The 12551-nt window shown below is 53.1% G+C and carries 11 protein-coding genes; 7 read left to right on the top strand and 4 right to left on the bottom strand.

Annotation, left to right across the window (positions count from 1 at the left end):
* Positions 1–31: 31 nt before the first annotated feature.
* On the top strand, positions 32–562 hold the full coding sequence (locus tag ABIT76_00675; GenBank protein MEO7931649.1) for a transcription termination/antitermination NusG family protein: 531 nt from the start codon (positions 32–34) through the stop codon (positions 560–562).
* Positions 563–578: 16 nt separating this feature from the next.
* Here the strand turns inward: ABIT76_00675 and ABIT76_00680 are convergent, their stop codons facing one another.
* From ABIT76_00680 to ABIT76_00695, 4 genes are all read right to left on the bottom strand, one after another.
* Positions 579–2306, bottom strand: coding sequence for an exosortase/archaeosortase family protein (locus ABIT76_00680; GenBank protein ID MEO7931650.1), 1728 nt, complete (start codon positions 2304–2306; stop codon positions 579–581).
* Between the two features lie 223 nt (positions 2307–2529).
* Positions 2530–2898, bottom strand: a complete 369-nt coding sequence (locus tag ABIT76_00685) for a hypothetical protein (GenBank protein MEO7931651.1) — start codon at positions 2896–2898, stop codon at positions 2530–2532.
* A gap of 7 nt (positions 2899–2905) precedes the next feature.
* On the bottom strand, positions 2906–3505 hold the full coding sequence (locus tag ABIT76_00690) for a hypothetical protein (protein MEO7931652.1): 600 nt from the start codon (positions 3503–3505) through the stop codon (positions 2906–2908).
* A complete protein-coding gene (locus ABIT76_00695) occupies positions 3502–4566 on the bottom strand; it encodes an XRE family transcriptional regulator (GenBank protein ID MEO7931653.1) in 1065 nt (354 codons plus the stop codon). Before ABIT76_00695 ends, ABIT76_00690 begins: the two co-directional genes overlap by 4 nt.
* Positions 4567–5171: 605 nt before the next feature.
* Between ABIT76_00695 and ABIT76_00700 the strand changes: the two genes are divergently transcribed.
* From ABIT76_00700 to ABIT76_00725, 6 genes are all read left to right on the top strand, one after another.
* Positions 5172–5999 carry an ABC transporter permease gene (locus ABIT76_00700; protein MEO7931654.1) on the top strand — a complete coding sequence of 276 codons (828 nt, stop codon included), beginning with the start codon at positions 5172–5174 and terminating at the stop codon, positions 5997–5999.
* Positions 6000–6328: 329 nt separating this feature from the next.
* The gene (locus tag ABIT76_00705; GenBank protein ID MEO7931655.1) at positions 6329–8290 is read left to right on the top strand and encodes an acyltransferase family protein; all 1962 of its coding nucleotides are present in this window, start codon (positions 6329–6331) and stop codon (positions 8288–8290) included.
* 70 nt (positions 8291–8360) lie between these two features.
* A complete protein-coding gene (locus ABIT76_00710) occupies positions 8361–9611 on the top strand; it encodes a polysaccharide ABC transporter ATP-binding protein (protein MEO7931656.1) in 1251 nt (416 codons plus the stop codon).
* A gap of 122 nt (positions 9612–9733) precedes the next feature.
* On the top strand, positions 9734–10621 hold the full coding sequence (locus ABIT76_00715) for a hypothetical protein (GenBank protein MEO7931657.1): 888 nt from the start codon (positions 9734–9736) through the stop codon (positions 10619–10621).
* Positions 10618–11580: a hypothetical protein gene (locus ABIT76_00720; protein MEO7931658.1), complete on the top strand. Its 963-nt coding sequence runs from the start codon at positions 10618–10620 to the stop codon at positions 11578–11580. Before ABIT76_00715 ends, ABIT76_00720 begins: the two co-directional genes overlap by 4 nt.
* A gap of 4 nt (positions 11581–11584) precedes the next feature.
* Complete coding sequence (locus ABIT76_00725; GenBank protein ID MEO7931659.1) at positions 11585–12532, top strand: glycosyltransferase family 2 protein; 948 nt, start codon at positions 11585–11587, stop codon at positions 12530–12532.
* Positions 12533–12551: the final 19 nt, after the last annotated feature.

Raw genomic sequence — 12551 nt, forward strand, 5'->3', positions numbered from 1 at the left:
CGGTCACGTCCTGAGTTATTCTCGGATGTTCATGTCCTCCGCTGAGCAACTTCTCTGGTATTGCGTTTCCACTCGTCCCAAGCAGGAAAATAAAGTGGCCCGCCTGCTGCGCAAAGAGATGGAACTCGAGGTGTTTTCGCCCGTCCTGCGTTTTCGCCGACCCCGCCGGAATGTCCCCATCTGGGTCTCGGAAGCCCTCTTTCCGGGTTACGTTTTTGTCCGCTGCGTCTATGCCTGGCATCATCGCCAGATCCGAGCCACGTCTGGAGTGGCCGACATCATTCGGTTTGGCGATCTCATTCAACCTCTGCCAGACAGCTTGGTGGCGGAAATCCGCTCTCTAGTCACAGATCAGGAAACCATCGAGATCCAGCAGGAACCCCAAGCCGGACAGGAAATCGTCATCGCCTCCGGCCCGTATGCAGGGATGCGTGCCTTGGTCACTCGTCTGATTCCGGCCCAAAAAAGAGTCGCCATCCTCTTCGAGATTCTCGGGCAAATGCGGGAGATCGAGATCGAAGCCGCGCGGCTTCTGCCGTCGAATCCACGGCTCATCGGCTGATCGAATCTGCGGGATTCTATTTGGTTTGCACCAAGGCTCCCAACTCGCGTGCAAAAGCCGCCTCTGCGGCTTCTCCTCCGACTTCGCGATCTGTGGTGATGACAATTTCCATCACCTGCTGCCCCAGATCCCGCCGGGCTTCCCGCACCATCCGAATGCGGTCGTAGATATTCCAATCGCCCAAAGAGCTTCCGGCCACTTCGTTATTAGCCGCCAGTGGATTTTCGCGAGCTGAAACCTTATCCGCCTGCAGGCAGAAGAACGCATGGGCGTATTTTACGGACCGGCCTTGCGAATGGATGAATCCAAAATGACGAAACGGTAGCTTCAGGCCAGGGGCAGCCTCGTAATATTTCACACCGCGATCCTCAGTCTGACGCCAGCCTGTGTTTGGAAAACAGACATCGGGCCGATGGGCGCGCGCCCGCAAAACACTGGATTGCCCCGGCTCCCAGCGGAAGAAATACATGAGCCAGCCCTGATCCATATTGAGCTGCGGCTGCGCCGTTTCCGGAGCCGCCGACTGACCCACCCGCCACATCGCGCCGCCGCCCTTGTCGTAACGCAACGTGCTGCGTGTCATTTCATCGATCTTCACCTTGGCGTATCCGGGAGCTTTCTCCGGCCATTGCGCCGACCATTGGGCCGTGGTTAGCAAACCCTTTTCGTGGAGGCGATACCAGGCCTCGACGCCAATCTCCACTGCCACCAGCCAGCACAAGGCCACAATCAAAATCTTCCGCAGGGAACCGTCACCAACTGCAGGAATACAACGCAGTCGAGTTCCATTGGACTCTGTGGAGGAAACACCTTGTCGCCTATCCCGGAAAACATTCGCCAACGCGAAAGTCCCGACCATCACAATCCCCAGCACCGCTAGGCCAGCCGCATCGTGGACATGATCCACCGCTTCAATGCTTTTCGTGGCCGCTGTCCAAACCAGAAAACCGCCCCTCATCACATTGGCCACAAAAGCCAGCGCAACGACTGCCCCCAGCAGCCCAACCCGGCGCCGCCAGTTCATTCGATTCAATTCGCCAAAGAGCAGCCCCGCCATGATCGAGGTCTGCAACGAACGCACGCCACTACAAGCCTCATTCACACCAACCAATCCGGTTCGCAGGCGAATGACACTCCCCTCCAGCTGCGCGGGAATGCCAATCAGATTCATCAATTCGGTATTGATGATCGCCACCGCATGCTGCAATCCCTGGATGATTGGAACCTCGATAGGGGTCACCCAAGGAACGGCGACCAGCACAAAGGCCACAGGAAACGCAAAATACCTCAGCCAGGGCCAGCCACCCGCCAGCCAGAGCAGGCTCAAACTCAAACCGAGGGCCAACAGAGCATGGACCCACTCCAAAGGCCGCCATTCCGGATTGGCCACTTCAAAAAGACGGATGGGAACCCATGCCAGCAACAGTAAAATGGCGCCTGCACCCAGTAGAATTCGGACCGAAGTCCCTGGCAGATAGCCCCTGCCCGATTCCCGAATGGGACGGTCTGGCCAGCGCAGCCAGAAAAGATAAACTGCAAAAGCCGGGACAAACCATCCATAGCTGTACTGCTCATTGACGGACCACTCCGCTCCCAGCATCCGGCACAACACGCCCCAAAGGACCACGGCAAACAATGTCACCAGCCAGAAATTTGACTGTTTCCAGGAAAGGACTGGCACATCGGAAGACTCCAAAAGCTCGGGGGAATGAGTCAGATCCATGATTGGGGGATGGCTGAACATACCAAGAAACCAAGCCCCCACAAGAAAACTGGAGCGAACGGAACCATGGTGTGATCTGGCCTTGGGCATTAACAGATTCGTTTATTGAAAAAGGAACCAAAAGAGCTATTCTGCCAATGAGAACGGCCATCCACCGAGGTGAATGGCCGTTTCATAATCGTGAGGTTTCCTTTGGCGTAGCAATCCGCCGGCAAGGAAATCCGGGTCTGGCAAGGCTGCAACCTTACGGGACCACGGGGTTTTCGGGCGAAGCCTGCGCTTTGCGGGTCAGCCCGGAACTCCGTTCGCTTTTGGTTTTATAACCAATCGCGCGGTAGAGGGCGGAATCTTCTCCATGCGCCGGAGAGCCTTTGATGGAATTCACCACGCGCTGGTAGAGCACGCTGGAAGTCGCATCAGAGGTTTTCCGGGTCGCCAGCGAAGCTTTCCGCTCCCGGTCGATATCGCTAATGCGAGTGCGAACGGTGTTGGATGGCAGGCTGGCGGCGAGGAACTGTTCCCGCGTCATCTCCGAAAAGATGGCGTCAGGAGCCAGTTGTTCCCAGGCACTGAGAAGTTTGTCGATGGAGACCGGTAGTTTTGATTTGGCCATGACTTATTCATTGTTGGTTGCGTTGCGTCGTGCCCAGCTGCCTGCCGGGTTCCTTCGACCTGCGGAGGGCGATGGCGATTGGGCGTGAGACAGGTTCATCCCGATCTGGCACACGCCAGGAGGATGGAGGAGGCTCTGGGGAAAGGGATGCGGACAAATCGTTCACGATGTCCGTCACGGACAAACCCGGCGGCTTGAACGTGGCTGCGGGTTTTGCGACGCTCTGTGGCAGCAGCGGAAAAAGAAGATCCATGGAGGATTCGCTGCCGGAGCAGACGCGCAGGCCGAGGCTTTGTGCGATTTGCACCACCAGCGGTTCTCCGGTCAGCACTACGCTCCCCGTCCGGTCGGCGAGGTAGAGAAGGAGGGATTCACGGTGCGTCAGGCGGCGCAGCGGCTGTTGAAAGATCAGGAAAAAGTCTTCTTCCTCTGGCGCGAGCTCCATCAAGTGCAATGGCACCTCTCTTTGCAAGCTGGCCAGATGCGGGCGGCGCAAAAACTGCCCGCGCGTCACCCATCCAACGACCTTTCGCGCCGCCCACGTCTGGGTCTGGCCCGACTCATGCAATCGGGAAAGCTGCCGGATGTCGTGAATGGCCAGGTTCATGGATAGATCTCCCATTCACTGCTAAATTCTTCCTCAGATTTCCCGGCCAGCATGGCTGCTTTGTCCAGGCTGAGGCATTTCTCCGCCACCCCGCGCTGGAGGAGCAAATCAAACCGGCGCGGCGTTTCATCAAAGGGACATTCCCCTGGATCCTGTGTGCGATACCCTTGCGCGGACCACCTCGCCCAGATGCGAGTCAAAGTCGATTCTGCCAGCACTCCCAGGGTGCCAGCCCGGCTGAGTATGGCCGCGCAAGAGATTCCATGGATGGACTTGAGATTTTTCAGTTCGGCCAAAGAAATATGCTGCCGACGGGAGCCGATCTCGGCCAGGAAAGTCTCTCTGGGCAGCAGCATCGCGCCGGCAAAGCGATGACACAGCTTTTCGCGGGCTTTTTCGTCAAACGCATCAGCCGCAAACTGCAGCACGATATGGCCCAGCTCGTGCAACGCACTGAAGCGCCGCCGATCCACCGTATAGCGGGAGTTCAAAGCCACCACATCGCGCGGGCCAGCCTTTCCAGAAAACCCGTCGAACCCGGAGGGGGCCTCCAGCAGATGAACCAGAATATGTTTCGCCTCCAGCAGCCCGACCACCGAGGGAATGGGAGCCGTGCCCATCTTCCAGAGCTTTCGCAGTTGATCGGCTGCCGCCTCCACGTCTTCTGCTTTCTCAACACGGTGTCCCGCCAGAGGATTGATGAACACATCCGTCAGCCCCACCAGCTCCTCCAATTCCGTGTATCGCTCGAAAAAATCGGAAGTGATTTCCCGGATCGACTCCTCCTCCTTGACCCCAAGGCTGGAGCGTTTGCGAAAATCCACCCGTCCGAGGCGGGAGGTGAGAGGACGGACAAAGAAATCTTCCGACAGCCCCAGTATCTCGCACAGCGCGATCACGATGGAAGGCGACGGATGCATCGCTCCTTTTTCATATTTGTTGAGGGCGGCGGCTGAAACCTGCCCCCCCAACTTTTCGGCCAGATCTCGCAGAGACCACGCATGACGCTTGCGCGCCTGGAGCAGGCGAGTGCCGAAAAGAGTGGTGGCTGCGGGAATCATGCTTGTTGACAGGATGCAGGCATTCGTCTTTTTCGTCAATGCGTTATTTTGAAGTCACTCGCTTTTGTTGCCAGGGCGATAAATCTGCTATCTCCCTGTGGATCAACCGCTTAGAAAGAATGAGTGAGGCACCCCCATCATTTTCCTTAAAAATAATCGCCGCTGCCACTGCACTTTTCCTGCCGGATCATCGTCTTGTTCCGTTGGACAACAGGCTTGCGCCATTGGAACCAAGGCTTGTTCCAACGGAATCAAGGCCGGTTCCAGCGGTTCTTCGCGTGAAACCAACGGAACCACTCCTGGTTCCATGGGTTCAAGGAGTCGTCCCGATAGGAACTTGTCTCGGTCCCAAGGGTTCTGCGCTTGTTCCCAATGCGATCAGCGAGTGTTCCACTGGTGCAACGTCTCGACCCGCTGGCAAATGTCCGTTGAACACGGCTTTCGGATTCCTTTTGACGCTTTCTCGAAACTTCTTTTAACTGTGAATTCTTGGATTCTCCCCGATTCCATCCTCAAAACTTGTTCCCGCCCCTGAATGCCCCACTATATACGGTGCACCAAGGGCGGCAGCATGTGCATCATATAGGCACCTTCCGCTATTACTTATCCATTTCTTGAAGACCATCCTTGAACCCGGCCGTGCCGAGAAAAACTATTGGCGCGATCTTTGGCGCTACCGCGAACTCTTCCAAGTGCTCGCCTGGCGCGATCTCTCGGTCCGTTACAAGCAGACCATCATTGGCGTTGCCTGGGCGTTGATCCGGCCATTCCTCACGATGGTCGTCTTTACCGTCATTTTCGGCAGGGTCGCCAAACTTCCCTCGGAAGGCAGCACGCCTTACGCCCTCATGGTCTTCGCTGGGATGTTACCCTGGACCTTCTTCGCCACCGCCTTATCTGAGGCGTCTGGCAGTTTGGTTTCCAACTCCAACCTCATCTCCAAGGTCTATTTCCCCCGGCTCATCGTTCCGACCGCCACCGTCGTGGTCGCCTTTGTTGATTTCCTAATCAGCTTCATCATCTTGGTGGGCATGATGGTTTGGTTTCGCTTCCTACCCGGTTGGCAGATATTGCTCCTGCCGGTCTTTGTCCTCATCGCCTTCCTCACCTCCCTCGGCCCCGGCCTCTGGATAACCGCGCTCAACGTGAAATACCGGGACTTCCGTTACGTCATCCCGTTCATCGTCCAATTCGGTCTCTATATCTCTCCCGTCGGTTTCTCCAGTTCCGTCATTCCGGAAAAATGGCGGTTGCTCTACTCGCTCAATCCCATGGTCGGCGTCATCGACGGCTTCCGCTGGTGCCTGCTAGGCGGACAGTCCGCGATCGACTGGCAGGCCTTCGGACTTTCCCTCGGCGTCACCGCCTTCTTCCTCTGGCTGGGAATCCGCCAATTCAGGAAAACCGAGAAGAGCTTTGCGGACCTGATTTGAAAAAAGGGGAGGAGACAGAAGATAAATTTAGTCTGAATGATTGATGGTCCTCGCCCTCATTTACGTCGCTACCGTGAGACTCGGTTGGTCTGCGTTCGACTCATGGATTGGGATTGTTGTCTTTGCTGCTATGTCGATCATGGCTACTTACGCTGTATTTGCCTATTTTGAACGACCTATCCGGCGTTGGATACTCAATCGTCATGCTATTGGTGAATAAGAGTCTCGGCTTGTCGTTGGGAAATGAGTTCAACCTCACTCGATCAAGCAACTGAAACCGAGGCGGAAATCCATTTCGCTGAGCACTCAACGATAGTCTGTTTTCTTGTATGGCATCATTGATCGAAAACCTGCGCTATCGGCCGGAAATCGATGGCTTGCGCGCTATCGCGGTGTTGGCTGTTGTTTTCTTTCATGCTGATCTTGGCGTCCCCGGTGGCTATATTGGAGTTGATGTCTTTTTCGTTATCTCCGGCTATCTGATCACTTCTTTAATTATCAAAGACCTGGAATCGGGAACCTTTACCTTGTTCAATTTCTGGGAACGACGAATTCGTCGAATCCTGCCGGCGTTGGGGCTGGTCGCTCTCCTGGCGCTTGTGGCCGGTTGGTTTATGTTTCTCCCGGATGATTTATCTTCTCTCGGCAAGTCCGCATTCTACCAAGCGCTGTGTGCTGCCAACATTTACTTCTGGCGCGAAACAGGCTATTTCGACGGAGCTGTCGACGAAAAGCCACTGTTGCATACTTGGTCGCTCGCTGTGGAAGAGCAGTTCTATTTGCTTGTTCCTTTTCTGCTGCTGGCAATTTTCCGCATTCCAAGACTCCAGAGTCGGAAAGTGATTCTTTCCGTTTGTGGAGTAGTTATTTTATCAAGTCTCGCTTTGAGTATCTACGGAGTATCCCGTCAATCGACCGCCAGTTTCTACCTTCTCCCCAGTCGGGCCTGGGAGCTTGTCCTTGGTTCCTTTGTCGCACTCCTGCCTGGATTCACTTTGAATCGCACGTTACGAGAAATCCTGTCCATACTCGCTCTCGCCAGCATCCTCCTTCCTTGTTTCCTCTATAGCAAGGAAACGCATTTTCCCGGTATGGCGGCCCTTCCTCCTTGCCTGGGTGCTGCCCTTTTTATCTTCTCCACCCGGATCACTGGAACCGGTACCCGCCTCCCAGCCATCGCCCTACTGCTTTCCAGGCGTCCGGTAGTCTTTATCGGCTTAATCTCGTATTCACTCTACCTATGGCATTGGCCTCTTTTCGCATTCAGTAGATATTGGGCCTTGCTTCCATTGAACCTGAACTGGCGCTTCGCATTGGTTTTCTGCAGCCTGCTTCTCGCCATAGTCTCTTGGCGATTCATAGAAACGCCTTTTCGGAAGCGTCAATATTGTCCATCCCGAAAATCGATCTTCATTTTCGGCGCGATTGCTACTGCCGTGACTGCCGCATCGGGGGCCATGCTCCGCCTCAAATCTGGAATTCCTCAACGCCTCCCCGCTGTTGCTTCGCATTACGCCCAAGCTGCGAAAGATTCGGAATTTGTTAATGAGGTTACCACCAGCGATGTTATTGCCGGCAAATTTGTCCAGTTTGGATCTGAGAAACAGGGAGCGCCTTTGACATGGTTGGTTTGGGGTGACAGCTTCGCGATGGCCGCACTACCTGGCTTCGACGCGTTCTTAAAAGAACAGGGTCAGGCAGGCCTAGCCGCCACTCATTCGTCCACTGTTCCTATCCTCAACTATTTCCAAAGAACCCAGTATGGTCTTGGGCCTGGTGCAGTTGCTTTCAACGACGCGGTTTTTGCCCAACTGCAGGCCCGGCGTATTCCGAATGTCGTGCTGATCGGCAGGTGGAGTTGCTGTGACGACAATGACCCCCGTTTTCCCAGTAATCTTCCGTTCGAAACGTCATTGATTGCGACGGTAAGGAGAATCGCGAAAACCGGATCTCGCCCCTGGATACTCCTTGAGGCGCCCACCCAGCCTTTTGACGTACCACGAATGCTGGCTCGCTTCTCGATACGGGGGCAAAACATCGTTGAACTTTGCGCGACTCCACAAACAAATAGTGGTCTCATCGGTGCAAATCCTGAATTTAGCGATAAATTGCGACAGGCAGGCGGGTACATCTTGGACCCGCGACCCGAATTTTTGAACTCAAACGGTTCTCACTACATCGTTGAGACGGACGGATCAGCCCTATATCGAGACTCACAGCACATGAGCGCTTGGGGCGCCAGGAAAATCATTCTCCCGTTATTGCGGAAAACTGTTTCTTCGCATCCTTGAGATCGCCTTTAAGTGACAAGGCGCCGTTCGACTTGCCATTCCTCTAGCTTATATTCCGAATCCAGACCCTATGAGCGATACTGTAATTAGCGTAGAAAACCTGTCTAAATCATACCTAATCGGCCACGATGGCCCCCAAGAGCGCTACCATTCGTTACGCGATACTATCGTCCGCCATAGCAAGAACTATGTCCGAAAAGCTGTGGACATGGCCCGTGGGCGCCAGATCATCCAAGGCGACACTGTTGAAGAATTCTGGGCGCTCAAGGACGTCTCCTTCGAGGTGAAACGCGGTGAGGTGCTCGGCATCATCGGCCGCAATGGCGCGGGAAAATCAACCCTGTTAAAGATTTTATCTCGCATCACCGAGCCTACATCCGGGCGCGTTGAACTAGATGGCCGGGTTGCCTCTCTGCTTGAAGTCGGAACCGGCTTCCATCCGGAACTGACGGGCCGCGAGAATATCTTCCTCAACGGGGCCATCCTCGGCATGTCCAAGGCGGAAATAAGAAAAAAATTCGGTGAAATTGTCGATTTTGCGGGAGTTGAAAGATTCCTCGATACCCCGGTCAAGCGCTACTCTTCCGGCATGTATGTGCGACTCGCTTTTGCTGTCGCCGCCCACCTTGAACCGGAAATCCTGATCATCGACGAGGTGCTGTCGGTCGGCGATGCTGAATTCCAGAAAAAGTGCCTTGGGAAAATGCAAGATGTGGCAAAGGGTGGGCGGACGGTCTTGTTTGTGAGTCATAACATGGGCGCGGTGCAGTCCCTGTGCAGCCAATGCCTTATATTGGCTTCTGGGATGAAGTTGGATTCAGGAATTCCAGACAAGATAATAGGGCTCTACAATAAACAATACTCAGAGAATCCAAAAATCACTAAAGATCTAACGATGGGGAGTGACTTGATCTTAAGTGAATGCACCGCAACCCCACAAGTATTGCACTCGGGCGAAGACCTTACGATAATATTTGAATTTTATACTAGTGCGTCAATTCCGGTGTCAGAATATTGTGCACTAATTTATAATGACTTAGGACAGCGTGTTGCGATTTGTGACATGAGATCGGACAAGTCAATATTCTTCCAGAAGAACCAAGTCATTAAGACGGTTATCCAGATTAACAACATTCCGCTTATCGAAGGAGTTTACCATGTCGGACTTTGGATTGACTCAACAGCAATCCGCAAAGATTTCCTAGATCTGGCAAGTTTCGAAATCTTATCCCCGATTAGAAGTGTAGCTCCTTACGAAAAGCCACTTAGAGGCTTTGTAGAACTAAATCAGTCGCACAGCATTCTTCAGGAGAGTCAATAGACTTAACCGAAACATGTGTGCCTTTCCCCACCGGCGACTTGAGTCCGGACAACAAACTTTGCGCGTTCAGACCAACATAAGATCTTTTTTCTTAAAAGTAATCCGTAATAACAGTTGTGAAAATGAAGGATGATCATAATTACTCAAAAATACTCGATGTTATTGTTTTTACTTGCGAAGGCAGAGAGAAACTTCTAGAAGAGACATGGCAAGCCTTTTCTTCCTTTTTTCCAAAAGAAAAAACTAGGATCATACTAGCAATTGACGGCGAAATTGCCCCGAATGCTATCACTGCAATTTCTCCAAATGTGATTGTGAGAAACTTTCGGCGTTCGGGATACATCCGCTCTATCATCAACGCACTCAGGCTTGTTGAGAGCGAGTTCTTCTATTGGCTTGAGGATGATTGGACTCCGATGAATCCCTTAGACGTTGATGTGGCGATCGCAGGACTGCTGCGAAATCCAAAGTGGATCCAAGCACGATGGAGTAAGACCGCACCGCTTACGGCTGAAGACTATATTCTGGAGGGTGATTTTAATTTCTCATCGGTTGGCTTTTCCGCCAATCCTTGCGTTTGCCGCACAGACCTCATCCGAAAGGGATTCTATGAGCTGTCTCAATCAAAGAAAGGAAGCAGTCTTGGAATCGATGGATTCGAGAATTTTCTCACAAATTGGGCGCTAGAGAACAATCTCCCATGTGCGGTCATGAATCCAGGTGAAACCCCGGCGGTCGAACATAGCGGATACCTCGAAAGCACAGGACGCGAGTGGCACATGACTTCTTCTTTGGATAAACGGCCTGCCCAGCATCTCTCGCCAGTCGGTTCACCTCCGCTTTGGCGTCGTCTCTGGATGATTCCCAAACTGATCCGTTCAGCGATCGTCGTTGGCATACGTCAAATCATGGACGACGAGGCATACAATTTGGCATTTCGCATCGTCGGGTCCCGAATCCAGTTGAAGAAGGAACAAGCTGATAAAAAACGTACCAGATCGATGCAATGAAACGAGAGGTCTTCACACTTGCGCTCGGCAAGTCCTTGTATGTGGAGATGGCGTTGAATCTCGCCCGCTCTTTCCGCTTGTGGAATTCGAATACTGATATTGCCTTCCGACTGGTTACCGATTGGGAGGGAGAGTTGCCCGCTTCTCTTTCATTTGTTGAGATTCAAAAGGCATCCGTAGCCGAACTCGGCGAAGGATTCTCATCGAAGCTGAAGCTTGATCGACTCTGCCGCGCAGACCGCTCACTTTTCATCGATGCCGACTGCTTGTGCGTTGGATCTCTCGAATCAGTCTTTGAAACATTTGAAGGCACTCCGGTAGGAGTTGTCGGACGCCCGGTGACGGGTGGCGAGTGGTTCGGGAACTTGGATTCCATTCTCCCGAAGCTAGGAATTGACTCAATCCCCAAGTTCAATGGGGGGGTGTATTATGTAAAAAAAGGAGGATTAGCTACAACGATTTTCGATACATCGCGTGCACTTGAGCCTCGATACGATGAAATCGGATTGGTCCGGCTGCGTGAACGTCCGAACGATGAGCTTCTGATCGCCCTAGCCCTTGGGGAGCATGGGGTGAGGCCGGTACCCGATGATGGGGGGATCATGGCTGATCTATTTTCGTTTCCCGCTCGCCCTGAGGTCGATGTAATTAGAGGAAAGTCGCGTTTGGTTAACCCTCCTCTAGGTTGTGCTGATCATCAGTCATGGAATCCGCTGAACGAGGCCAGTCCGCGTATCGTGCATTTTTTGGGAGACAGTCATGGGTATCCTGAATATCGGGCTGAGGCACTGGCACTGCGCTTGATTGATCTCAGGCTTCCACGAAGTTTGGCATGGCTGTCTGGACGCCTATTCTTGTTGTGGCCTGGTCGACTCCGTCGTTTCTTCAAGAACTGGATGAGGCCGCTCTATCGTAAGTTTTTAGGAGTTCGCCCGGTGAAAACTAGTGATCGAATTTAGAGTGATGCTTGTTTCAGTAATCATACCAACGTTCAACAGATTGTGGTGTCTACCTAGAGCCGTCGAATCATGTAGAAAAGCCGGCTGTCCCGTCGAAATCATTGTCGTGGATGACGGGAGTTCTGATGGAACGTGGGAATGGTTACAAACTCAAGATGATGTAATCGGAATTCGGCAAGAAAACTGGGGAAAGGATTGGGCCGTACAAGCGGGGACGGCACGCTCTTCAGGGCAATATGTTCGTTTTCTTGATTCGGATGACTGGCTTCTTCCTAATGGAACATCCAAACAGTTACACATTGCCGTGGAGGAATGCGCCGATGTGGTGGTCGCTGGAACCGAAATTTACAATGAGGCTGAAGAGCTCATTGAATCATCGTTGTGGCACGAATGCGATGATTTCATCGCCCAGCAACTTGGAGAATGTGATAGTTCCCACTATTCTGCCTACTTGTTCAGGCGCGAATTCATATTGAATATCCCTCACCGACAAGAGTTTGGAGCACGTGACGATCGGATGTTTATCATTGAGGTGGCTTTGGCCAAGCCCAGAGTCTCTGTGTGCAGAGAAAGAGTATTTGCTCACATGCATCACGAATTAGGAAGGCTGCAGTTTCCGAAAGGTAGCCGGGCTGTCGTTACGAACTACTACCATTCAGTAATGTATCGCAAAGCCCTAGGAACGCTAGACCGTAGAGGAGAACTGACGGCGAGGAGAAAGAAAGCTGCGGCAAAAATTCTCTGGCCTCTTGCCCATTGGATCGCTTACAGTGATCGGGAGGAAGGTGCGGAAGTTGCCGACTGGGTCTTGTCGCTGGATCCCGCCTTTGAGATCCCTGAGAAGGGCATCCTTGGTTGGCTCTACCGCGTATTTGGATTCCGACGGGTTGAGTTGATGCTCGGAATGAGGAGACGTGTCCTGACGTTGATCTCGAAAGTCTGTTCTCGGTAGGATGTGCTTTTCTGCATTG

Source organism: Chthoniobacterales bacterium (genome assembly GCA_039930045.1).
In the GTDB taxonomy this organism is placed as follows: domain Bacteria; phylum Verrucomicrobiota; class Verrucomicrobiia; order Chthoniobacterales; family DASVRZ01; genus DASVRZ01.